This window comes from Blastococcus saxobsidens (assembly GCF_002938435.1).
Taxonomy (GTDB): domain Bacteria; phylum Actinomycetota; class Actinomycetes; order Mycobacteriales; family Geodermatophilaceae; genus Blastococcus; species Blastococcus saxobsidens.
This window is the reverse complement of the sequence record NZ_POQT01000041.1, coordinates 13,079-36,362: the sequence shown is the minus strand read 5'-3', so window position 1 is coordinate 36,362 and position 23,284 is coordinate 13,079. Positions and strand designations below refer to the sequence as shown.

General features: G+C 74.7%; 22 protein-coding genes. 5 read left to right on the top strand and 17 right to left on the bottom strand.

Annotation, left to right across the window (positions count from 1 at the left end; all coding sequences use genetic code 11):
- Window position 1: 1 nt before the first annotated feature.
- Window positions 2–553 (top strand): GNAT family N-acetyltransferase, encoded by a 552-nt coding sequence (locus C5507_RS19260; protein ID WP_158657650.1) that lies wholly within the window; start codon window positions 2–4, stop codon window positions 551–553.
- Window positions 554–586: 33 nt separating this feature from the next.
- Here the strand turns inward: C5507_RS19260 and hpf are convergent, their stop codons facing one another.
- From hpf to C5507_RS19185, 15 genes are all read right to left on the bottom strand, one after another.
- Complete coding sequence (gene hpf, locus C5507_RS19255) at window positions 587–1,273, bottom strand: ribosome hibernation-promoting factor, HPF/YfiA family (protein ID WP_104530114.1); 687 nt, start codon at window positions 1,271–1,273, stop codon at window positions 587–589.
- A gap of 40 nt (window positions 1,274–1,313) precedes the next feature.
- Window positions 1,314–2,123, bottom strand: a complete 810-nt coding sequence (locus C5507_RS19250; protein WP_242611147.1) for a ComF family protein — start codon at window positions 2,121–2,123, stop codon at window positions 1,314–1,316.
- A gap of 95 nt (window positions 2,124–2,218) precedes the next feature.
- Window positions 2,219–3,946 (bottom strand): LpqB family beta-propeller domain-containing protein, encoded by a 1,728-nt coding sequence (locus tag C5507_RS19245; RefSeq protein WP_104530113.1) that lies wholly within the window; start codon window positions 3,944–3,946, stop codon window positions 2,219–2,221.
- Window positions 3,943–5,526 (bottom strand): MtrAB system histidine kinase MtrB, encoded by a 1,584-nt coding sequence (mtrB, locus tag C5507_RS19240; RefSeq protein WP_242611148.1) that lies wholly within the window; start codon window positions 5,524–5,526, stop codon window positions 3,943–3,945. Before mtrB ends, C5507_RS19245 begins: the two co-directional genes overlap by 4 nt.
- Before the next feature lie 190 nt (window positions 5,527–5,716).
- Window positions 5,717–6,433 carry an MtrAB system response regulator MtrA gene (gene mtrA / locus C5507_RS19235; RefSeq protein ID WP_104530111.1) on the bottom strand — a complete coding sequence of 239 codons (717 nt, stop codon included), beginning with the start codon at window positions 6,431–6,433 and terminating at the stop codon, window positions 5,717–5,719.
- Window positions 6,434–6,585: 152 nt separating this feature from the next.
- A complete protein-coding gene (gene ahcY / locus C5507_RS19230; protein WP_104530110.1) occupies window positions 6,586–8,082 on the bottom strand; it encodes an adenosylhomocysteinase in 1,497 nt (498 codons plus the stop codon).
- A 209-nt stretch (window positions 8,083–8,291) separates the two neighbouring features.
- The gene (locus C5507_RS19225) at window positions 8,292–9,641 is read right to left on the bottom strand and encodes a GmrSD restriction endonuclease domain-containing protein (RefSeq protein ID WP_242611149.1); all 1,350 of its coding nucleotides are present in this window, start codon (window positions 9,639–9,641) and stop codon (window positions 8,292–8,294) included.
- Window positions 9,642–9,768: 127 nt separating this feature from the next.
- Window positions 9,769–10,659, bottom strand: a complete 891-nt coding sequence (locus C5507_RS19220) for an HNH endonuclease family protein (protein WP_242611150.1) — start codon at window positions 10,657–10,659, stop codon at window positions 9,769–9,771.
- Window positions 10,660–10,784: 125 nt separating this feature from the next.
- Complete coding sequence (gene manA, locus C5507_RS19215) at window positions 10,785–11,960, bottom strand: mannose-6-phosphate isomerase, class I (RefSeq protein ID WP_104530109.1); 1,176 nt, start codon at window positions 11,958–11,960, stop codon at window positions 10,785–10,787.
- Between the two features lie 86 nt (window positions 11,961–12,046).
- Window positions 12,047–13,795 carry a glycerol-3-phosphate dehydrogenase/oxidase gene (locus C5507_RS19210; protein ID WP_104530108.1) on the bottom strand — a complete coding sequence of 583 codons (1,749 nt, stop codon included), beginning with the start codon at window positions 13,793–13,795 and terminating at the stop codon, window positions 12,047–12,049.
- Window positions 13,796–13,911: 116 nt separating this feature from the next.
- Window positions 13,912–14,838 carry a DUF808 domain-containing protein gene (locus tag C5507_RS19205; protein WP_104530107.1) on the bottom strand — a complete coding sequence of 309 codons (927 nt, stop codon included), beginning with the start codon at window positions 14,836–14,838 and terminating at the stop codon, window positions 13,912–13,914.
- Window positions 14,839–14,963: 125 nt separating this feature from the next.
- Complete coding sequence (locus C5507_RS19200) at window positions 14,964–16,106, bottom strand: SIS domain-containing protein (protein WP_104530106.1); 1,143 nt, start codon at window positions 16,104–16,106, stop codon at window positions 14,964–14,966.
- Window positions 16,103–16,315, bottom strand: a complete 213-nt coding sequence (locus C5507_RS19195) for a Trm112 family protein (RefSeq protein WP_242611151.1) — start codon at window positions 16,313–16,315, stop codon at window positions 16,103–16,105. Before C5507_RS19195 ends, C5507_RS19200 begins: the two co-directional genes overlap by 4 nt.
- A complete protein-coding gene (locus C5507_RS19190; protein WP_104530105.1) occupies window positions 16,312–17,688 on the bottom strand; it encodes a phosphomannomutase/phosphoglucomutase in 1,377 nt (458 codons plus the stop codon). The genes C5507_RS19195 and C5507_RS19190 overlap by 4 nt, the downstream gene beginning before the upstream one ends.
- Window positions 17,689–17,748: 60 nt before the next feature.
- Window positions 17,749–18,099, bottom strand: a complete 351-nt coding sequence (locus C5507_RS19185) for a DUF3499 domain-containing protein (protein ID WP_104530104.1) — start codon at window positions 18,097–18,099, stop codon at window positions 17,749–17,751.
- A gap of 220 nt (window positions 18,100–18,319) precedes the next feature.
- Here C5507_RS19185 and C5507_RS19180 point away from each other — a divergent pair, with 220 nt between their 5' ends.
- On the top strand, window positions 18,320–18,787 hold the full coding sequence (locus tag C5507_RS19180) for a metallopeptidase family protein (protein WP_104530103.1): 468 nt from the start codon (window positions 18,320–18,322) through the stop codon (window positions 18,785–18,787).
- Window positions 18,784–19,680 (top strand): hypothetical protein, encoded by an 897-nt coding sequence (locus C5507_RS19175; protein WP_104530102.1) that lies wholly within the window; start codon window positions 18,784–18,786, stop codon window positions 19,678–19,680. The genes C5507_RS19180 and C5507_RS19175 overlap by 4 nt, the downstream gene beginning before the upstream one ends.
- Here C5507_RS19175 and C5507_RS19170 read toward each other — a convergent pair.
- Window positions 19,658–20,503, bottom strand: a complete 846-nt coding sequence (locus C5507_RS19170) for a GNAT family N-acetyltransferase (protein WP_104530101.1) — start codon at window positions 20,501–20,503, stop codon at window positions 19,658–19,660. The genes C5507_RS19175 and C5507_RS19170 overlap by 23 nt on opposite strands.
- An 83-nt stretch (window positions 20,504–20,586) precedes the next feature.
- Complete coding sequence (locus C5507_RS22740; protein ID WP_104530100.1) at window positions 20,587–20,961, bottom strand: WhiB family transcriptional regulator; 375 nt, start codon at window positions 20,959–20,961, stop codon at window positions 20,587–20,589.
- Window positions 20,962–21,202: 241 nt separating this feature from the next.
- Here C5507_RS22740 and cofD point away from each other — a divergent pair, with 241 nt between their 5' ends.
- Window positions 21,203–22,153: a 2-phospho-L-lactate transferase gene (gene cofD, locus C5507_RS19160; protein ID WP_104530124.1), complete on the top strand. Its 951-nt coding sequence runs from the start codon at window positions 21,203–21,205 to the stop codon at window positions 22,151–22,153.
- A gap of 74 nt (window positions 22,154–22,227) precedes the next feature.
- A complete protein-coding gene (locus C5507_RS19155; RefSeq protein WP_242611152.1) occupies window positions 22,228–23,271 on the top strand; it encodes a coenzyme F420-0:L-glutamate ligase in 1,044 nt (347 codons plus the stop codon).
- The last annotated feature ends 13 nt before the right edge of the window (window positions 23,272–23,284 follow it).

Below are 23,284 nucleotides of genomic sequence, written 5' to 3'. Positions count from 1 at the left end.
GGTGGACCTCGCCGCCGTCGACCTGACCACGGAGACGGTGCGCACCGAACGGCTGGTCCTGCGTCCGTACCGCTCCGCCGACGTCGAGGCCGTGCACCGGGCCTCGCAGGACCCGGAGACCCAGCGCTGGATCTCCACGATCCCGGTGCCCTACACGCTCGAGGACGCCCGCCACTACGTGGAGGAGGTGGCCATTCGGGAGCGGACCGACGGCACGGGCCTCGCCGTGGTCGTCGAGGCCGACGGCGAGCTGGCCGGCACGGCGGGGGTGTACCTGCGTCCGGGACGCCTCGGTCCAGAGATCGGCTACACGGTTGCGCCCTGGGCCCGTGGCAACGGCTATGCCGCAGAGACCGCTCACGCGCTCGCCGAGTGGGCGCTCGCGCTGGGCGCGCCCCGGGTGCACCTGTTCGTCGACGTGGACAACGTCGCATCGCGGGTGGTCGCGCGCCGCGCGGGATTCCGCGAGGAGGGCGTGGTCCGGGCCTGCCTGGACCAGCGCGACGGCGGCTGGAGCGACGCAGTGCTCTTCGGCCGGCTACCGGGCGACTGAGCGGGGCGCGGCACCGGCCGCGCCCCGCCCGGGTCAGACGGTTGCCGCCTCCGGGGTGGCGGCGGGCACCGGTGCCGCGCCGTCCTGCCCGACGGGAGCGAGCCGGATCAGGCCGTAGTCGTAGGCGTGCCGGCGGTAGACGACCGTCGGCTGCCCGGTGTCGGCGCACTGGAACAGGAAGAAGTCGTGGCCGACCAGCTCCATCTCGTGGAGGGCCTGGTCGACGGTCATCGGGGTGGCGGGGTGGTGCTTCTCCCGCACCACCTGTCCGGGCAGGTGCTCGTCCAGCTCGGTGACGTGCGGCCCGGAAGCGAGCTCGCGGTCCAGCTGCAGCTGCTGCTCGATGCTCAGTTCGGGCTGCCCGGCGTCCAGCGGGCTGCCGGCGAGCCGGACGCTCTCCGGGGTGCGGCGCCCGTGGTGCACGCGGCGACGGTCGGCGGCCCGCCGGAGCCGGTTGTCGAGCTTCGCGCAGGCCAGGTCGAGGGCGGCGTAGAAGTCGGGGCCGGCGGCTTCGGCCCGGACCACGGGGCCCTTGCCGCGCAGCGTGATCTCCACGCGCTGGCAGGCGGCCGACTGGCGGGGGTTCTTCTCGTGGAACAGTTCCACGTCGATGCGCGAGAGCTTGGCGTCGAACCGCTCGAGCTGACCGACCTTGTCCTCGACGTGCTGTCGGTAGTGCTCGGGAACTTCGACGTTACGACCACGGACCACGATCTCCATGAGACCTCCCGGTTGGGACGGGTATTCGGTCGCTTCGACGCTAGTCCCTCCCCCCGGGTCCCGACAGTCGATCGAGGTCTGTCCCGTGAACGGTCCGGAGCCGGTACCGGGCAGGTCCGGCGGGCGCTCCGGGCGCCGCCCCCGACGGCCGTGGCGTGGCCGCCACGACGGCCGCCAGCACCGGACCGCAGCCCGGTGACGCCCCTTCGTCGAGCACCCGCGCCGCCTCGCACAACGTCGCCCCGGTCGTGACGACGTCATCGACGAGAACCAGCAGCGCCCCGCCCGGCGGCGCAGCGGCGCCCGGATCGGGGACGAAGCTGCCGGCGAGATTGGCCCGCCGCTGCGCCGGTGCCAGCCCGGCGGAGTCGCGCACCCGGCCGCGACGCCGGAGCAGCCGCCGCTGCTCGGCCGGCACCCCCGCGGCGCGCAGCTCGACCACCGCCCGCGTCGCCAGCTCGCGCACGTGGTCCCGACCGCGCGCCCGCAGCGCCGCGCGCGACGCGGGCACCGGGACGAGCACCACGGGAGCCGCCGGGTGCAGGGAACCGAGCCGGACGGCGGCCACGGCGAGGGCGAGCGCGGCCCCGAGCGGCCGGGCCAGCTCCGCCCGGCCGTGCTCCTTGAAGGCGTTGACCAGCGGGCGCACGGGGCCCGCGTAGGCGCCGGCGGCCACGGTCGGCGGCAGGCCCGTCGGGAACCGCCGCGGCTGGGCCGGCTGCGGCGCGGCGAGCAGTGCGGCGCACCCACCGCAGACGCTCCGCCCCGGCAGGCCGCAGCCGGCGCAGGTGCGCGGCAGCACCAGGTCGGCGAGCGCCGCCCCCACCCCCAGCAGCGTCGAACCGGCCATCGGCGCAGACTATGGCCCCGTCCCGAGGCTCGGGCCGAGCCCGCGAGGCCTGAGGAGGACGGGGTCCTCTTCCTGTGGACGGCGCCCGCGTCCACCTACAGGGGGTAGAACGGCGCCGCGCCGGGCAGCGGCTCGGCCCCGCGGACCAGGGTCACCCACGTCCCGCCGGCCAGCTGCCACACCGTGTCCGCCGCGATGACCAGTGCCTGCCGGTTGGGCGCGACCGCCAGCGACGTCGGCTGGCTGGGCAGGCCGGAGGTGGACATCTGGACCAGTGCCCAGCCGTCCACGCCGACGGCGTAGGGGACGATGCGGTCCTCCCCCTCGTCACCGGCCAGCACCAGGAGGGTGGCGCTGTCCCGCCAGGCGACGTCGATGACCTGGGCAAGGCTGGGGGCGACCTCCCGCAGGTCGCGCAGCACCACGGCGCCGTCGTCGGACCGGACCACGGTGCCCACGTAGAGCCGTCGTCCCCCCGGCCCGTCGACCACGACGGCGGCGCGGACACCGTCCGGGGACAGCTGCAGCACCTCGGTGCGCCCGAGCCCGGCCAGCGTGGGGGCGGCGACCGGCTGCGGCGGCCCGCCGGCCGGTACGCGCACCACCTCCGTGCCGTCCCGCACCACCCAGGCCTCGTTGCGGGTGGCGGCCACGGAGGGGGCGCTCAGCGTAGCTCCGCCGAGCACCGGGGAGAGCTCGCCGTCGTAGGGGCCGGCCAGCAGGGTCGCGCCGGTCGGCTCGGGGTGCACGCCGACCAGGAAGGACAGCCGGCCGGTGGCCTCCTCGGCTGCCACGGCGGCGCTGCTGAGCGCGTAGGCCCCGGCCCCCGCCGGCCCGGGCGTGGGCTCGCCCTGCTGGACCGTGCGCAGCGCGCCGCCCTCCAGGTAGTGGCCGACGCCCTCGATGGGCACCGCGTCGGGGTCGAACGAGGCCCAGTCCTCGACGGTCTGCCGCTCGGGGACGTCGGCCGGCTGCACCGGCTCGCCGTCCAGCAGGACGACGACCTCGTTGATCCGCGGCCGGTCCAGCTGGGTGAGGGTCCAGACCAGTTGCGCGCTCATCTTCGCCAGCTCGGGCGACGGCTCGGCGGGCAGTCCGGTCAGCTCGACCGTCGCCGTCTGGTCCTCGACGGTGACTCCCTGGCCCAGCTGGACGCCCGCCAGCGGGTTGCGCACGCCTTGGGCCAGGGCCGCCGACGGGCCGGCCAGCAGCCGGTCCACCGCCGCCGTGGGCTGGGACTCCCCCCCGATCAGGTAGCGCGGATCGGGCACCACCCGCTGCTCGGTGGGGTCGAGGAAGTAGGCCTGCACCTGGTCGTAGAGGCGCTCGAAGTCCGGCTGCAGCATGATCAGGCCGTCCGGCGGGTCGCTGATCCGCCACTCGCCGTCGACCTGCTCCAGGCGGAACTCGCGGTTGAGGACGTCGCGCCCGCTGATGGTGAAGACGCCCCGCGGGTCCACCGTCCCGACCACGTTCGCCGTCACGGCCACCGTGCCCGAGTCGGTGATGGCGGTGGCGTAGTCGGTCCGGATGATGGTGATGCCGGTCTGGTCCGACCAGGTCTCCGCCGCCTGGGGCGTGAGGTGCTGACGCGCCACGGGGTGGCGGCGCACGGTGCTGGCCGAGGCGTCGATGAAGGTGCGCACCACCTCCTCCGGGCTCGCCCCGGGCGCCGGCGGCAGCGGCTCGATGCCCACCGACTCGGCGGGGCGCTGCGGCGCCTGGGTGATGATGTTCGTCGGCGAGCTGCTGGGCACCGTCGAGCAGGACGCCAGCGGCAGGGCCGCGGCCAGCAGCAGGGCCGGCAGGGCGCGGCGGCTCATCGGGCTCCTCCCGGACGGCGCAGCCGGACCGGGCGCAGCGGCAGCGGGGAGCTGGTGAGGTCCTCCCCCGCCACCAGGGGCACCGTGAGGCGGAACTGCGCCCCGGCGCCGGGCTGCCCCCACCCCTGCAGCCAGCCGCCGTGCAGCCGTGCGTCCTCGAGGCTGATCGACAGGCCCAGCCCGCTGCCCCCGACCGTCCGCACCCGCGACGGGTCGGCGCGCCAGAAGCGGTCGAACACGTGCTGGGCCTCCCCCGCGCTGAGTCCCACGCCGTGGTCCCGGACGGTGACGGCGGCGGCCGAGCGGTTGGCCGCCAGGGTGATCTCCACCGGGTGCCCGGCCCCGTGCTCGATGGCGTTGCCGACGAGGTTGCGCAGGATGCGCTCGACGCGGCGGGCGTCGACCTCGGCGATGACCGCCTCCGCGGGCGCGCTGACCTGCAGCGCGCAGTCGTGCCGCAGCGCCAGTGCCGTCACCCCGTCCACGACCCGGTCCACCAGCGCGCCGAGGTCGGTCGGCGCGGAGTCCAGGACGGCGGCGCCGGCGTCGTAGCGGCTGATCTCCAGCAGGTCGGTGAGCAGGGCCTCGAACCGGTCGAGCTCGGTGTGCAGCAGCTCCGCGGAGCGGGCCACGTGCGGCGCGAACTCGTCCCGGGACTCGTGCAGGATCTCCGCGGCCATCTGCACGGTGGTCAGCGGCGTGCGCAGCTCGTGCGACACGTCGGAGGTGAACCGCTGCTGCAGCTGTGACAGCCCCTCCAGCTGGGTGATCTGCCGCTGGAGGCTGTCGGCCATCGCGTTGAAGCTCGTGGCCAGGCGGGCCAGGTCGTCCTCCCCACGGACGACCATGCGTTCCTCGAGCTGGCCCTCGGCCAGCCGCTGGGCCGTGCCGGCCGCCCGCCGCACCGGGTCGACCACCAGCCGGGTGACGAGCACGGCGATGCCGACGACGAGCAGGGTGAGCGCGATGCCGCTGATGACGACGGTGCTGCGGATCAGGGAGAGGCTCTCCTGCTCCTGCTGGAGCGGGAAGGCGTAGTAGAGCTCGATCCGGTCGGGGCCCTGGGCGTCACCGGTGACCGGGGAGCCGACGAGCAGGGTGGACTGCGGGTTGCCCATCCCGTCGGGCACCTGGTCGTACTTGGATGCCTGGCTGCCGGAGTCGACGGCCGCGCGCAGCTCCCGCGGCAGCGCTTCGTACAGCGGCCGGCGGGTGGTGGTCGTGCGGTCCTGGTTGGCGGGCCGGTAGACCATGACGACGTCGAAGTCACCGGCCGCGCCGCCGCGGTCGAGCAGCTGGTTCACCGTGCGGGTGAGCGTCGAGCGGACGCTCGCGGCGTCACCGGTGGCGATACCCGCCACCTCGCGCTGGGCGTACACGACCCCGGCCTGCACCTGGTCGATGGCGGCCTGGCGCTTGACGTCGAGCAGCTGGTCGCGGATCTGGCTGAACAGCACCATGCTCACGATCACCACGACGGTGCCGGCGACCACCGTGGTGATCGCGCCGATGCGGATCTGCAGCGACGAGCGCCAGGTCTCCAGCGCCCGGCGGGCAGCCTGCCGGGTGGTGCGCCGCACCCTCCGTCGGCCGGCTCCGGCACGCCGTCGCAGGCCCCGGCGGATCCGTCGCAGCTCGTCGCCAACCGGGCGTCGTCCGGGAGCGCCGGGCTCCCTCGCGGCGCCCGTCTCGGGCAGACGAGTGGCGGTCACTGCCCCATTGTCGCGGACCCGGGACGGGATCCGGGGAGCGCGCGCCCGGCCACCCGGGTCACGGTGGGCCGGCCTTGTACCCGACCCCGCGCACCGTCAGCACGACCTCGGGCTTCTCCGGGTCGCGCTCGACCTTGGCGCGCAGTCGCTGGACGTGCACGTTCACCAGCCGGGTGTCGGCGGCGTGCCGGTAGCCCCACACCTGCTCCAGCAGCAGCTCACGCGTGAACACCTGGCGCGGCTTGCGGGCCAGCGCGACCAGCAGGTCGAACTCCAGCGGGGTGAGGGCGATCGGCACGCCCTCCCGGCTCACCTGGTGCGCCGGGACGTCGATCTGCACGTCGCCGATGCTCAGGTTCTCCGCCTGACCGGTCTCGCCGCGGCGCAGCTGGGCACGCACGCGCGCGACCAGCTCGACCGGCTTGAACGGCTTGGTGACGTAGTCGTCGGCGCCGGCCTCCAGCCCCTGGACGACGTCGATCGTGTCGCCCTTGGCCGTGAGCATGACGATGGGCACGGACGACTGCTGCCGGATGTCCTGGGCGATCTGCAGCCCGTTGCGACCGGGCAGCATCAGGTCCAGGAGGACGAGGTCCGGCCGGGTCTGCTGGAACACGCTGAGCGCGCGGTTGCCGTCGGAGACGAACGCAGGCTCGTACCCCTCGCGCCGCAGCACGATGCCGAGCATCTCGGCGAGGGCGGCGTCGTCGTCGACGACCAGGACACGGCCGCGAGAGGGCCCGTTCTGGGGAGCGGTGGGTGGCACGGCGACCATTCTGCGCTGCTCAGGGGCGAAGGTGGCCCACCCGCCCGGGTGAGATGTCCGAAAAGGGGGGCCTCCGGCGCCGAGGCATGGGAAGCAAAACCTGCGTCCTGGGCCCCGAAACGCAGGTATTGCTTCCCATGCCCAGTTCTGCCGACTTGGGCTCAGTAGCGGTAGTGGTCGCTCTTGTAGGGGCCCTCGACCGGGACGCCGATGTAGTCGGCCTGCACCTTGGTGAGCTCGGTCAGCTGCACGCCGAGGGCGTCCAGGTGCAGCCGCGCCACGTGCTCGTCGAGCTTCTTCGGCAGCACGGTGACCCCGGGGGTCTGGCCCTCGTAGGCGGCCCGGTTGTTCCACAGCTCGATCTGGGCGAGCACCTGGTTGGAGAACGAGGCGCTCATGACGAAGCTGGGGTGCCCGGTGGCGTTGCCCAGGTTCAGCAGCCGGCCCTCGGACAGCAGGATGATCGTGTGGCCGTCGGCGAACCGCCACTCGTCGACCTGCGGCTTGATCGTCGTCCGGGTGATGCCCGGGGTCTTCGCCAGGCCGGCCACGTCGATCTCGTTGTCGAAGTGCCCGATGTTGCCGATGATCGCCTGGTGCTTGGTCCGGCCGAGCTGCTCGGCCGAGATGATGTCCTTGTTGCCGGTCGCGGTGATGATGATGTCGGCCTTGCCTATGACCTCGTTCAGCGTGGTCACCTCGTAGCCGTGCATCGCCGCCTGCAGGGCGTTGATCGGGTCGATCTCGGTGACGATGACCCGCGCGCCCTGGCCGCGCAGCGACTCGGCGCAGCCCTTGCCGACGTCGCCGTAACCGCAGACGACGGCGACCTTGCCGCCGATCATCACGTCGGTGGCCCGGTTGATGCCGTCGATCAGCGAGTGCCGGCAGCCGTAGAGGTTGTCGAATTTGCTCTTGGTGACCGAGTCGTTGACGTTGATGGCCGGGAACAGCAGGCGGCCGTCGCGGGCGAGCTCGTAGAGCCGCATGACGCCGGTGGTGGTCTCCTCGGTGACGCCGGTGATGCCCTGGCCGATGCGGGTCCAGTAGCCGGTGTCCTGGGCGAGCGTGCCGCGGAGGGTCTCGAGGATGACGCCGTACTCCTCGGAGTCGGCCTCGGTGGTGTCGGGGACGACGCCGTCGGCCTCGAAGCGGGTGCCGAGGTGGATCAGCAGGGTGGCGTCGCCACCGTCGTCGAGCAGCATGTTCGGCCCGACGACCTCGCCGGAGGAGTCGCGGAACTCGAACAGGCGCTGGGTGCACCACCAGTACTCGGGCAGCGTCTCGCCCTTCCAGGCGAAGACGGGGACGCCGGCGGGCTCTTCGGGGGTGCCCTCGCCGACGACGATCGCCGCGGCGGCGTGGTCCTGGGTGGAGAAGATGTTGCAGCTGACCCAGCGGACGTCGGCGCCCAGCGCGGTGAGCGTCTCGATGAGGACGGCGGTCTGCACGGTCATGTGCAGCGAGCCGGCGATGCGGGCACCGGCCAGCGGCTGGGCGTCGCCGTACTCGGCACGCAGGGCCATGAGGCCGGGCATCTCGTGCTCGGCGAGCTGGATCTCCTTGCGGCCGAACGGCGCGAGGGAGAGGTCGGCGACCTTGAAGTCGGCCTCGCCGGTGGGGGTGGACAGCGTGCGGGTGCCGGTGCTGGCGGTCATGGAGGCTCCAGGTGTTGCCCGGCGCGAGAGCCGAGCGGTGCAGTCGGATGCAGGGTCGCTTCGATCCCCGGGATCGGGGAGAGCGAGCATGCCGAGGCTTCGGCGGGGCTCGTGCCGCTGCCCAGGGTACCCGCGGGTCGCCCCGGCACGGCTCGACGACGGTCGACGGCGTGAGTGCGACCTGCCGGCAGGCGCCGGCCGGCCCGGGGTCAGGACTCGCAGCCCACCCCGTCGTTGTCGCGGTCGAACTTGGGCTGCCAGCCCGGGTCACCCTCCCGGATGGGCGCCGCACCGGCAGCCTTGACCTCGGAGCAGTTGGCGTAGGACGCACTCGGAGCAGGGGCGGGGGCCGGAGCGGGAGCAGGCGCCGGAGCCGGAGCGGGGGCAGGAGCGGGCTTGGGAGCGGGGGCCGGCTTCGGCGCGGGAGCCGGCGCGGGGGTCGGATCGGGGGCGGTCGACCGCTGCACGGGCAGCTCGGCGACGACGCCCCCGGGTAGCTGCTCGTCCGGGCAGCTGCTCAGGACGGTCGCCATCGTGTTCTTCTCCGCCTGGGTGACCCAGACGTCGTAGCGGACCTTCACCGCCACCTGCCGGGCGACGTACGCGCAGCGGTACCCGCGCGCCGGCGGCAGCCAGGTGGCGGCGTCGCCGTCGCCCTTCTGCATGTTCAGCGGTCCGTCGACGGCCAGGAGGTTGAGCGGGTCGTTGGCGAAGGCGGTGCGGGTGGTCCCGCCCCAGCCCTGCGCGCCCTTCTGCCAGGCGTCCGACAGCGCGACGACGTGGTCGACCTGGACGTCGTCGCTGGTGCCCTGCCCTCGGACGAAGTCGATGGTGCGGCCGGAGTAGGGGTCGGCCAGCGTGCCGGTGAGGACGACGCAGTTCCGGGTCCCCGGCTTGAAGGCCTCACCCGTGAGGTCGCGGGCGAGGACGTCGTTGCGGGTGTCGCAGCCGTTGCGGTCGGTGTCCACCCAGCCGGAGCCGAACAGATCGCGGTCGTAGCCGGTGCGGGGCGCCCGGCCCTTCACCTCGAGCGCCGCGAGCGCGGCCAGCGCGGAGGTGGGCGCGGCCGTGCCGACGACGGCCTCGGCGCTGCTCTCGTTCAGCATGCCGGCGGCGTTGGCGATGCGGTCGGCCTCGACGGCTGCCTCGGCGGTCTCCTGCTCGGCCAGCGCGGCGTCGGCCGCCGCCGCGGCCGCCTCGAGCTCCTCGGCGCTGAGCGCCGCCGGCTCGACCTGCGCCTGTTCGGTGTCCTCGTCCTGACCTGCGGCCTCCGTGGCCGAGGACGAGGGCTGGGTCGCCGGCATCGTGGCGCCGCCCACCAGCACCGCGACCAGGCCGGCCGCGGCGACGCCTCCGGCCACCTGCCGGGTGGCGATGAACGCCCAGCGGGCCCGCCCCCTGACCGCGGCGACGGCGCCGACCGCCAGGGCGATCAGCCCGGCCATGACCAACGCGCCCGGCACTCCACCGGAGGCCGCTCCGGCGACGACGAGGAACAGGGAGAGCGCGACGACCACGAGGGTCGACCGGCGCGGACCAGCGGTGGATTCAGCGGACACGTTTCTCCCCGGTACGAGACGACAGCGCTCCGGAACCTAGGCGCAGTCCCGTCCCCGACAGGTCACGACACGCACCGATCCGCCCAGCGCCTCCGCGCAGCACCTCACAGCCGCCTCACCAGCAGCTTCAGGACTCACAGCCCACGCCGTCGCCGTCGCCGTCGAAGCCGTCCGACCAGCCGGGGTCACCGCGGTGGATCGGCGCCGCTCCGGCGGCACGCACCGCGGCGCAGTCGGCGTAGACGGGCGCGTCGGGACCGGGAGCCGGTACCGGCTCCTCGCCGCCGTTGCCGGTCGGCAGCGGCTCGTCCGGGCAGCCCGCCAGGACGCCGGCCATCGCCTCCCGTTCTGCCTGGGTGGCCCACAGCCCGTAGGTCGCCTTGACCGCGACCTGGCGCGCCACGTACGCGCAGCGGTAGCCGGTGTTCGGCGGCAGCCAGGTGGCGGCGTCGCCGTCGCCCTTCTGCATGTTGAGCGGGCCGTCGGCGGCCAGGAGGTTGAGCGGGTCGTTGCCGAACCGGACCCGCGTCTGCTCGTCCCAGCCCTGGGCGCCCTTCTGCCAGGCGTCCGACAGCGCCACCACGTGGTCGATCTGGACGGCCTCGCTGGTGCCCTCCCCGCGCTGGAACTCGATGACCCGACCGGAGTAGGGGTCGGCGAGCGTGCCGGTGAGCACCACGCAGTCGCGCGTGCCGGGCCGGAACGTCTCGCCGGTGAGGTCGCGGGCCAGGACGTCGTTGCGGGTGTCGCAGCCGTTGCGGTCGGTGTCCACCCAGCCGTCGCCGAAGTTCTCGCGCTCGTATCCCGTGCGGGGCGCCCGTCCCTTGACCTCGATCCGCTCCAGCGCCTCGAGCGCCGAGCCGGCGACCGGCGCCGTTCCCGCGGGCACGCCGGCCTCGGATGTCACCGACGACGGAGCGTCGCTCGCGGTCTGCGCCACCTCGAGGCAGCCGGCCAGCGCAGGCACCAGCCCGACGGCGAGGGCCACACCGGCGAGCCGGGCGGGTCGGACGTGCACGGAGATCCCCCACCAGCCGGAACTACTTGCGCCTCCGACGCTAGGCCGGTCCGTGGCTCGTCCCGCGACGCAACGCCGGGCCAGAGGCGTCAGCGGTGGCTGCTGGCCCCGCGAACCTGGACCGCTCAGGTGAGGTTCGTGGTCACCCGGTAGAGGACGGCGGGGCCGCGGGCGCTGACCGGGGCGCCGGCCGGCACGAACGCCGAGCGGCCCTTCTCCAGGCCGAGCTCGCCGTCGGTCGAGGCCAGGACGGCCGACCCCTCGGTGCACAGCAGCAGCTGCGGCCCCCGGGTGGTGAGGACGCCCGATTGCTCGTCCAGGTGCACCCGGGTGAGGTCGAAGTCGGCCACCGGCACCGGGTACCGCAGCCCGCCGGGGCCGAGCACCGGGTGGATCACCGGCACGCGGCCGTCGGAGAAGTCCAGCACCTCGATGAGCGCGGCGAGGTCGACGTGCTTGGCGGTCAGGCCACCGCGCAGCACGTTGTCCGAGCTCGCCATCACCTCCACACCAGCGCCCGACAGGTAGGCGTGCAGGTTGCCCGCCGGCAGGAAGACCGCCTCGCCCGGCGCCAGCTTGAGGTGGTTGCACATCAGCGAGATGACCACGCCCGGGTCACCGGGATAGGTCTCCGCCAGCGTCGCCGCCCAGCGGTAGGTGTTGATGAACTCCGGGTCGTGCGCGGCCACGAACCGCGCCGCGGCGGTGGCCACCGCCGACACCAGCTCCGCGCGCCGCTCCCCCGTCAACGCCAGCAGCTGCGGGATCGCCGCCCGGAGCCCTCCCCGGGCCAGCGCCGCGATCGTCGGCTTGAGCTCGGGCACCTGCAGCTTGGCCAGGCAGTGCAGCGACTCCTCCACCGGCCGGAACCCGCAGAGCGCCTCGAACGTGGTCAGCGCCAGCAGCAGCTCGGGCTTGTGGAAGGGATCCTTGAACGTGCGCGTGGGGTCGTCGTGCGAGATGCCGGCGGCCTCCTCGGCCGCGTAGCCGATCTCGGCCTGCTCCGTCGTCGGGTGCGCCTGCAGCGACAGCGGGGTCTCGGCGGCGAGCACCTTCATCAGGAAGGGCAGCCGCGGCCCGAATCGCTCCAGCACCCGGCTGCCGAGCAGCACCTCGGGCTCCGTGGCGATCGCCTTGTCCAGCGGGCGGCCGTCGGACAGGACGCTCGGCTCGTCGGGGTGCGCACCGACCCACAGCTCCGCGTGCGGCCGGTCGGCGGGCACGGGCCGACCCAGGAGATCGGGGATGACGGTGCGGCTACCCCAGGGGTAGAAGCGCACACCGTTGCTGAGCTGCCACATCGTGCTGGCAGGTTACGTGCGGGACGGCCGGTTCAGGAATGCCCACAGGCACACCAGGTGCGCAGGATCACCCCGACGGGTCGCGGTCAGACGCCGGCGCGGACGTCCGGTGCACCCAGGCGGGCGGCGTCGGCGGTCCGGTCGTCGGGCATCCGCTGCGACTCCCGCTCCGCCGCCACCCGCGCCTCGTAGTGCGCGATCTCGCGGGCCAGGAAGTCGTCCTCCCACCCGTGCACGGTGGCCATCAGCCGCGCGACCTCCGGGGCGGACTCCACGCCCCGGTGCGGCGTCTCGATGGAGATGCGGGTCCGCCGGGTGAGGACGTCGTCCAGGTGCAGGGCACCCTCGGCGGTCACCGCGTGGATGACCTCCGCGGCGAGGTGGTGGGGGGCGCCGGGCAGCGGGCGGCCGAGCGTCGGGTCGGCCCGGACCAGGTCCAGGACGGCGGTCACCTGGTCCCCGTGCCGGCGCAGCAGCCGCTCGACCGCCTCCTGCGGCACCCCGTACCCGCTCGCCAGCGCGGGCGCGCGGTCCCGCACCCCGGCCCAGCGGCGCGCGCCCACCAGCGGCAGCTCCGCCGTCCGCGACCGCGGCGCCCCGGGCAGCCGCTCGACGGCAGCGTCGACGGCGTCGGCCGCCATCACCCGGTAGGTCGTGTACTTGCCCCCGGCGACCAGCACCAGCCCCGGCACCGGCATGACGACGGCGTGCTCGCGGGAGAGCCGGCTGGTCTCGTCGGACTCACCGGCCAGCAGCGGGCGCAGGCCCGCGTAGACGCCCACGATGTCCTCGGTCGACAGCGGCCGGGTGAGCACCCGGTTGACCTGCTCGAGCAGGTACTCGATGTCGGCGCTGCTCGCGGCCGGGTGGTCGCGGTCGAGCTTCCACGGGGTGTCGGTGGTGCCGACGATCCACTGCTCGGCCCACGGGATCACGAACAGCACGCTGGTCGGCGTCCGGAGGATCAGCCCGTTCGGGCCGACGTCCCCACCGTCGATGGCCGCCTTCGGCACGAGCAGGTGGACGCCCTTGGAGGCGCGCACCTTCAGGCTCGGCGCGGAGACGCCGAGCATCGCGCCGACGTCGTCGCTCCACACCCCGGTGGCCGCGATGACGCTGCGCGCACGGACCGTGAACGAGGAACCGTCGGTGAGGTCGGCGACCTCCGCGCCGATCACCGCGGCGTCCGGCCCGTCGCCGTCGCGGAGCAGCCCGACCACGCGGGCGCTGGACAGCACGGAGGCGCCGTAGCCGGCCGCCGTCCGCACCACCGCCAGGGTGTGCCGGGCGTCGTCGACCTGGGCGTCCCAGTACTTGATGGCCCCGCGGACGGCGTCCCGGCGCAGGCCCGGGAACGCCTGCAGCGTCCTGCGGCGGGAGAGGTGCCGGTGGCGCGGGATCGCCCGGTCACGGGCGAACGCGGCGCCCATCGCGTCGTACAGGGCCACGCCCGCGCCGTAGTAGGCGCGGTGCCACACCGGCGAAGTGAGCGGGAGCAGGAACGGCAGCGGCCGGACCAGGTGCGGGGCGATGGTGCGCACCAGCCGGGCCCGCTCCTTGAGCGCCTCGTGCACGAGCGGGAACGCCATCTGCTCCAGGTAGCGCAGGCCGCCGTGGATCAGCTTGCTGGACCGGCTGGAGGTGCCCGCCGCCCAGTCGCGGGCCTCGAGCAGGCCCACGGACAGCCCGCGGCTGGCGGCGTCCAGCGCGGCGCCGGCGCCGGTCACCCCGCCCCCGATCACGAGGACGTCGACGACGTCGGTGGCCAGGCGGGCGCGGTCGGCGCGACGGCGCTCCGGCGACAGCAGCGTGCGGTCGGTCTCCCCCGGGTGCATGGCTCCTACTGTCCCCCGCGCCGAGTGGTGATGCGCCGAGACGCGGACCACACCGCGCAAGGCCCCGTCCGGAGGCTCGTGCCGAGCGTGCGAGGCATGAGAGGGACGGGGTCCTTCTACTTCTTGCGGTGCACGGTCAGGTTCATCACGACGACGATGAGCGCGCCGACGACCAGCCCCAGGATCGCGCTGCCCAGCGTGTTGACCAGCCAGCCGACGACGCCGCCGAGGGCGCCGGTCGCGTCGTGCGCCGCCTCCTCGAGGTGGTGCACGAACTCGTAGATCGGGTGGAAGCCCAGCTCGTCGGTGCCCAGCAGGATGATGTGCCCGCCGACCCAGAGCATCGCGGCGGTGCCGACCACGGTGAGGGCGGTGAGCAGCTTCGGCATGCCCTTGACCAGCCCGCGGCCGAAGGCGGCCACGCCCTTGCCCGAGCGCTGCGCCAGGCTCAGCCCGATGTCGTCCATCTTCACGATCAGGCCGACGACGCCGTAGACGAGCACGGTGATGCCGAGGGCGACGACGATCAGGATGATCGCCCGGGACACGAACGCCTCGCTGGCCACCTCGTTGAGCGAGATGACCATGATCTCGGCCGACAGGATGAAGTCGGTGCGCACGGCCCCGCTGACGATCGTCTTCTCGTCGGGCAGCGCGTCCTCGACCGACGCGTGCGCCTCGGCATGACCGCTGATCTTGTGCCAGATCTTCTCCGCACCCTCGTAGCAGAGGTAGGCCCCACCGATCATGAGGATCGGGGTCAGCAGGAACGGCAGGAACTGGCTGAGCAGCAGGATCGCCGGAAGGATGACCAGCAGCTTGTTGCGCAGCGACCCCAGCGCGATCTTGCGGATGATCGGCAGTTCGCGGTCGGCGTTCAGCCCGTGCACGTACTGCGGCGTGACCGCGGTGTCGTCCACCACGACGCCGGCGGCCTTGATGCTGGCCCGCCCGGCCGCGGCCCCGATGTCGTCGATCGAGGCGGCCGCGGCTCGCGCGAGCACCGCCACGTCGTCCAGCAGAGCTACGAGCCCACCCGCCACGCCGAGGTCCTTCCGTCGGTCGGCGCCCGCGCGCCGTCCCAGTGATGCTGGCCTGTCCGTCCCGGTCCCGCACGGGCGCCTCCCCCCGTACCCCGTCGGGGACGGCAAGAACGCCCGGCGCGAACTCAGGTGGGCAACGCCCGCTCGGCGTCGAGCGCCAGCGCCAGGTAGACGGCGCTGAAGTCGGCGACGGCCACCTGCCGGGCCAGCCGCGGCAACCGGCCGAAGCGCACCGGGTCCCCGTGCTCGGCCAGCCCGCTGACCGGGACGTTGTGGGTGGCGGCGGTCCGCAGCACCTGCTGCAGCGCCTCGTCCGCCGAGCGCGGCTCGCGCTCCCCCGCGCCGTCGTGCCCGCCGGCCTCGGGATCCCGGATCGTCAGCAGGCGCAGCCGCCGGCCCTCGTCGTCCGAGCGGTCGCGGAAGAAGTCGCCGCCGTCGCGCGGGGCCAGCGGCCCACCCAGCACGGCGCAGGCGGCGACCCGCTGGTCCGGCAGCCGGAACTCGGTCACCGGCAGCCCGGCGAGGGTGGCCAGCTGGTCGGCCACCCGGGTCGCGGCCGCACCCGCCAGGGGCCCCTCCGCGGCGACCACCGGCAGCGCGTCGAGCAGCTCCAGCGCCAGCGTCTTGGCCGGGTTGACGAAGGACTCCCGCGCCGGGCCGCACTCCGCGGCGGTCTCGTCGAGCGCCGCGGCGACCCCCTCCACGTCGGCGACCCCCGCGGGCAGCAGGCCGAGGTCGGTGGCCAGCCGGAGCATCGGCGTGAGCAGGGACCAGAGCGTGGTGTGCCGCACCCGGGTGTGCGGCAGCGCCACGTACGGGGCGCGTGCGCCTGCGCAGGCAGCGCGCAGCGGCGCGTCCTCGGGGCCGATACCCACGAGGGAGACGCCGCGGCGGGCAGCCTCGTAGGCCGGGCCGACGGCGTAGGTCCCGGCGCCGGTGCGCGTGGCGACGACGGCGATGTCGCTGGGACCGGCCCACACGGGCAGCGCCGGCCCGGGCACGACGTCCACCGTCACGGGGCTGGACGGTCCGAGCAGGGCGCGCAGCACGGAGCCGGCGACCGCCCCCTCCCGCCGGCCCACGATGATCAGGCCGCGCGGACGCCCGCCGTCGGTGACCCGCTCGAGCCCGGCCTCCTCGGTCAGCCGGGTGGTCTCCCGCACCTGGGCGCCGGCACCGGCGACCGCCGGCAGCAGCCCGCGCGGATCACGGGCGCGCAGCAGGTCGAGGTCGTCGAGGACCTCCTCGGCGAGCTCGGGCGAGGTCATGACGCGCGGTTGCGGGCCTCGTCGAGGAGCAGGACGGGGATGCCGTCCCGCACCGGGAAGCCGCGGTGGCACGTGCCGCAGACCAGCTCGCCGGCTGCCTCGTCGACGGTCAGCGGGGTGTGGTGGGTGTCGGGGCAGGCGAGGATCGACAGCAGGTCGGGGTCCAGGCCCAGCGGGCCGCCCGCCGTCGCGCCCTGGGTTCCGGTCATGTCTGCTCCTGTCCCCCGCGCACCGTGCTCAGCACACGGTCGCGCAGCTCGGTCATCCGCGCCACGTCCGGCGCCTCCACGTTCAGCCGCAGCAGCGGCTCGGTGTTGCTGGCGCGCAGGTTGAACCACGCGCCGTCGGGGAGCTCGACGGTCAGACCGTCCAGCTCGTCCACCGTCGCACCCTCCTCCTCGAAGACGCCGCGCACCTCGGCCACCCGGGCCGGTGCGTCGGTGACGGTGGAGTTGATCTCACCCGACGCCGCGTACCGCGAGTAGGCCGCGGTGAGCTCCGACAGCGACCGGCCCTGCTCCCCCAGCGCGGCGAGGACGTGCATGGCGGCGAGCATGCCCGTGTCGGCCCGCCAGAAGTCGCGGAAGTAGTAGTGCGCGGAGTGCTCCCCGCCGAAGATCGCATCGGTGCGGGCCATCTCGGCCTTGATGAAGGAGTGCCCCACCCGCGTGCGCACCGGCTGGCCGCCGTGCTCGCGGACGATCTCCGGCACGGCCCGGGAGGTGATCAGGTTGTGGATGATCGTGGTCCCCCGACCCTTGGCCAGCTCCCGGACGGCGACCAGCGCGGTGATCGCCGACGGGCTCACCGGCTCCCCCCGCTCGTCGACGACGAACACCCGGTCGGCGTCGCCGTCGAAGGCCAGCCCGATGTCGGCTCCGTGCTCGCGCACCGCGGCCTGCAGGTCGACCAGGTTCGCCGGGTCCAGCGGGTTGGCCTCGTGGTTGGGGAACGACCCGTCGAGCTCGAAGTACAGCGGCACGATGTCCAGCGGCAGGCCGGACAGCACCACGGGGACGGTGTGCCCGCCCATGCCGTTGCCCGCGTCGACGACGACCTTCAGCGGCCGGACGGTGGACAGGTCCACCAGCGAGCGCAGGTGGGCGGCGTACTCGGCCAGCACGTCCCGCTGGGAGACGCTCCCGACGCGGTCGGGCACGCGCTCGTAGGAGTCCCGCTCCGCCCACTCGCGGATCGTGACCAGCCCGGAGTCCTGGCCGATCGGGGCGGCGCCGGCCCGGCACATCTTGATGCCGTTGTACTGCGCCGGGTTGTGGCTGGCGGTGAACATCGCGCCGGGCAGGTCCAGCGAGCCCGCGGCGAAGTACAGCAGGTCGGTGGAACCCAGCCCCGCCTCGACGACGTCCAGACCGCGGGCGATGACGCCCTCGGCGAACGCGCGGGACAGCGGGATCGAGGACTCCCGCATGTCGTGCGCGGTGACCACCGTCGCGGCTCGGGAGTCGGCGAGGACGAACTCGGCGAACGCCGCGCCGATGGCGCGGGCGGTCGGCTCGTCCCAGTCGTCGGGGACGACGCCACGCACGTCGTAGGCCTTGATCAACGAGGACAGGTCCGGCACGCCGACGACCCTAGCGGTGCCGTCGGCGGGAGATCCGCGCGCGAGCGGTGGACCGGCCTCCTACTGGAGGTCGGGCAGGACCCGCAGGTGGCCGCGGCGGGTGCCGCTGCCGTCGTCCGCCGGGTCGCGGGGAGGCTCGGGGCGGGCCGCCTCGCGGACCGCGTCGGCCAGCGCCAGCAGGTCGTCACCGGTGGGACCGGAGTCCTCGATGTCGATCTCGTGCCGGACGACGTCCCACCCCCGGGGCACGGTCAGCCGCTCCCCGTGGAACTCGCACAGGTCGTAGCTGTGCGGTTCGGAGAACGTCGCCAGCGGACCCACGACAGCGGTCGACTCCGCGTAGACGTAGGTCAGGGTCGCCGCTGCCGGTTGCGCGCAGCCGCTGCGCGAGCAGCGACGTGACTGCCTCACCACCGGTTCCTCACGCAAGGCAGAGTAATCCCGCTGCGGGGTGCGCGACAGCAGGCGCACCGGGAATCGGGCCGCTGCGCACCATCCTGCACGATGGCCCCGTGGGCATCGTCACCGGTCGGGCGCGGGTTGCGGGCCTTCGCGGCGCGACCGGGGGAATCGTCCGGGAACTCCTCCGGCGACCCGGCGTGTCGTGCCCCGCCGTAGGCTTCGGCCCGTCATGAGCACGCCCCGGCGCCGTCCCGCCCGCTCCCGCCGCGACCGTCACGGCCGCGGCCTGCGCGGACGCCTCGTGCCGACCGGGGTCCCGCTGGCGCGCAGCCGCGCCGAACAGTTCGACGACCTCGTCCTCGACGCGGTGGAGGACCTCGAGCGCCGCTGGGAGCGCGAGCTGGCCGGCGTCGAGTTCGCCGTCGAGGACGTGCCCTGGGTGGAGCACACCCGGCCCGACGAGGTGGTCCTCGACTCCGACGTCCTGGACGACGGCGGCGTGCCACTGGCCCGGGTGGTGCCCGCCCGCCGCGAGCACGGCCAGGAGATCCCGCCGCGCGTCGTCGTCTACCGCCGTCCGCTGGAACTGCGGGCCAACGACCGCGACGACCTCGCCGACCTCGTGCGGGACGTCGTCGTCGACCAGGTGGCGACGCTGCTCGGGCGCGACCCCGAGGAGATCGACCCCACCGGTTGACCCGCACGGCGGCTGCGATGCTGGTGGGGATGGACGCCTCCGCCGCCTGGCTCGTGCTCGGCACGGTGCTCGGCGTGCTGCTGAGCGCCACCGTGGTCGCGGGCGTGCTGGCGTACCGGTGGGCGGTACCTCCCGCAGCGCCGGAGCCCGGCGCGGCCGCACCACGGGTGGACGACCTGGCGGACTTCCTGGAGCACCCGCCCGGCACCCGCACCGAACCGCCCGCCCCGGCGGACTGGGCGATGCTGGCCGCTCCACCGCCGGCACCCGCTGCTCCTCCGCCGGCGACCGCCGACGGTCGCGGCCGCACCTACCTGCAGCTGGCCGCGCTCAGCCTCACCGCACTGACACTGGTGGGTGTGGCTGCGGCGGTCGCAGCCGCGACCGGCACGGGCGGCGCCGCGTCGCCGGCACCGGCGGGGCCCGGCGCCGACCCGGACACCCCTGCGCTCGAGGGCGAGCTGCGCGCCGCCGGGATCGTGCTGGAACAGCGGGCGGTCGGCGTGACCGCGACCTATCCGGAGATCCGGCTGCGGGATGACGGCGGCAGCACGCACCTGGAGCTGCGCCTGCCCACCTGGAACTGCTTCACCGCCAGCGCGCCGGCGGACCCGGCGGCCGCCGGCTGCGTCCGCTCCGTGGTCGAGCACGCGGAGCTGTCGACCCCGGAGCTCGTCGTCGAGCGCGAGGGCGAGCGACTCCGCCTGCACGGGCGGGCCGCGACGGAGCTGCGCCCCTTCGGCACGCCCCCCGAGCCGAGCGGGCACGCCTACGAGTTCGAGGTCACCGTCACGCCGCGGAACGACGCCGGAGGCCCGGTCACCGGCGAGGTGCGGATCGGCACGAACACCGCACCCCTGGTCCAGGAGCTCAGCGAGCTCGACGCCGACTGAGCGCCGGCAGCGGCGGCCAGGCCCGCGCCGGCACGGTCAGGCCCACCACCGGCGCACCCATCTCGGTGCCCAGCCCCGCCTCGGCGGTTCCGCACCAGGGCCAGCGATCGGCTCCGTCGACGAGCGTCAGCAGCACCGCGGGCGCCGACGGCCGGTCGACGACGGCCACCTCGAGCTGGCCGAGCGCCACGTGCAGGCGCGCGGTGGCACGCAGGAAGTCGCGGGCGCGCCGGTCGGGGGCGGCGGCGAGCAGGGCTGGGAGGGTGCGCTCCAGCACCTTCGGGTCGCGCGAGCGCTCGACCGGGCCGGCCTCGTCCAGGGCGTCGACCACCCGGGTGCTGCGCGTGTTGGCCAGCACCGACGTCGGGAGCCGGGCGGCGAGGGCCGCGGCGGTCGGGTCACCGAGGGGCAGCCCGGCCAGCCGCAGCGAGCGCGGGCCGCGCAGCGAGGCCAGGAGACGCAGCACGCCGTCGGCGAGGAGCCCGGCGGCCGCCTCGTCCGGCGCCAGCAGGCGGGCAGGTGGCCGGCCGCCCGGGAGCGGGGTCCGGGACTGGCCGAGGAGCTCGACGACGGTCGACAGCCCCCGGCGCCGGAGGGCGAGGAAGGCCGCGGCCCGGGGCGCGTCGCCGGGCTCACCGTCGACCACGACGGCGACCGGCCGCAGCCGCGGGACGTGGGCGGCGCCCTCGTTGAGCACGGCCGTGAGCCACGGCCCGCGGGCGGTTACCGGCGCGGACAGTCGAGCCATCAGCGGGCCGGCCGCCCGCACCTCGCGCACGACGCGGGCGGAGCCGCTGACCACACGAGCGGCGCGGTCGACCATGCCCTGAACGAAACCACAGCCGCCGACAGGGGCCGTCGACGGCTGCGGGACGTGCTGGGTGGCCCCGCGACCGGGGCCCTTGCTCAGATGGCGCGGCGGCGCAGGCGGCGGCGCTCACGCTCGGAGAGCCCGCCCCAGATGCCGAAGCGCTCGTCGTTGGACAGCGCGTACTCCAGGCACTCGGCCTTGACCTCGCAGCCGGTGCAGATCTTCTTGGCCTCGCGCGTCGAGCCGCCCTTCTCCGGGAAGAACGCCTCCGGGTCCGTCTCGGCGCACAGGGCCTGCTCCTGCCAGGACTGGGCGTCCGGCTCCAGCCCGAAGCCCAGGAACCCGACGAAGGCCTGCCCGGTCCCCTGGCCCACGGCCTGACCCATGCCCTGGCCGGCGGCGGCCCCCAGACGGTCGGCCGACCGCTCGGAACCGTTCACGTAATCGCTCAACCACGACACCTCAGCCATGACGGTGCGTCCCCTCTCGCTCTCGTCCCGGTGCTCGGCCGCCAGGAGGTTCCCGGGCCGTTCAGCACTCGTCGACACCGCGGGAATTACACGCGTGTCGTTGCCCGCCCGTCAACTTTGCCCGGTGTAAGCGACACGCCACACCAGCCCCATGCGTCACAGGGCCTTCGTCACATCTCGCGGCTGCCCTCGACACGCCCGGCGAACAGTCGACAAGTGCTCATCAGGCACCATGCGTTTCGTGCAGATCGTCGTGCTGGCTGGTGGGACCGGAGGGGCTCGATTCCTCCGTGGGGTGCGCGCGGCGGCTCCCGAGGCGGGGATCACGGCTGTGGTCAACACCGGCGACGACGTCACGCTGCACGGCTTGAGGATCTGCCCGGACCTGGACACGGTCGTCTACAGCCTCGGCGGCGGCATCGACGAGGAGCGCGGCTGGGGCCGGGCCGGCGAGAGCTGGACGGTCAAGGAGGAGCTCGCCGCCTACGGCGCGGACCCCACGTGGTTCGGGCTGGGCGACCGCGACCTGGCCACCCATCTGATCCGCACCCGCATGCTCGACGCCGGCTACCCGCTCTCCGCCGTCACTGCGGCGCTGGCCGACCGGTGGCAGCCCGGCGTGACCGTGCTGCCGATGAGCGACCAGCGGGTGGAGACCCACGTCGTCGTGACCGACCCCGACGACGGCCGTCCGCGCGCGATCCACTTCCAGGAGTGGTGGGTGCGCCACCGTGCCGGTCTGGACGCGTCGGCCTTCGTCCAGGTGGGCGTGGACGCCGCGAAGCCCGCGCCGGGCGTGGTGGAGGCGTTCGCGGCGGCGGACGCGGTGCTGCTGGCGCCGTCCAACCCGGTGGTCTCGATCGGCACGATCCTGGGCGTGCCGGGCCTGCGTGACGCGCTGCTGGCCACACCCGCCCGCATCGCCGGCGTCTCCCCGATCGTGGGCGGCGCGGTGGTCCGCGGCATGGCCGACCGCTGCCTGCCGGCCCTCGGCATCGAGGTCAGCGCGGAGGGCGTCGGCCGGCACTACGGTGCCCGGGGCCACGGCGGGCTGCTCGACGCCTGGCTGGTGGCCGAGGACGACGCCGCCGACGTCCCCGGCGTGGACGTGCGCCGCCGTCCGCTGCTCATGTCCTCCCCCGAGGCCACCGCCGACCTCGCCCGAGCGGCCCTCGACGCCTGCACCCGGTGACCGGCGAAGGACCCCGTCCCCCTCACGGCTCGCACGCTCGCCGCGAGCCTCTGGACGGCGCCGTTCCACCAGGTGTGTCGGTCCACCCGGTCGCCGGGCTGCCCGAGTTCGCGCCGGGTGACGACCTGGCGGCGGCCCTCGTCTCGGCCGCGCCCTGGCTGGCCGACGACGACGTCGTCGTCGTGACCTCCAAGGTCGTCTCCAAGGTCGAGGGGCGGCTGGTCCGGGTGGAACCCGGCGCCGACCGGGAAGCGGCCCGCCAGCGGGCCGTGGACGAGGAGACGGTCCGGGTCGTCGCCCGCCGCGGGCCGCTGAAGATCGTGCAGACCCGGCAGGGCTGGGTCGTGGCCGCGGCCGGCATCGACGCCTCGAACGTGGCCGCCGACGCGCTGGTGCTGCTCCCCGAGGACGGCGACGCGTCGGCCCGCCGGCTGCGGGCGCGGCTGCGCGAGCTGGCCGGCGTGGACGTCGCGGTCGTGGTGAGCGACACCTTCGGCCGCACCTGGCGCGAGGGGCTCACCGACGTCGCCGTGGGCGCGGCCGGGATCGAGGCGCTCGAGGACCACCGCGGCGCCGTCGACGCCCACGGCAACCGGCTGGAGACCACCCGGGTCGCGGTCGTCGACGAGCTGGCGTCGGCTGCCGACCTGGTGAAGGGCAAGCTGGCCGGCGTCCCGGTGGCGGTCGTGCGGGGTCTCCCCCTGCGACGGCCCGACGACGACGCCGACGAGGGCACCCGGCCGCTGGTGCGGCTCCCGGCCGACGACCTGTTCCCCTACGGCAGCCGCGACGTGGTGCCCTCGCGCGCCCCGGCCGCCGGGCCCCTGCGGCAGCGCGCCGGGGAGCGCGAGGCGGTCGCGGCCGCGTTCCGGGCGGCCAGTGCCGCGCTGCCGGAGTTCCCGGTGGTGCTCCGCCACGGCGGGGAGGGCGACGGCGCCGTCGACGTCCACCTGACCGACGCGCTGACCACGACGACCGCCGTGAACGCCGGGGCCGTCATCGGCGCCGCGATCGTGCAGCTGCACGCGCAGGGCTGGACCACCCGCTGGGAGCCGGTCGCCACCGCGGGCGGCACCTCACTCCTCGGGAGGCTGTGGCTCGGGGATCCAGCGCCGTGAGCTCCGCGGATCG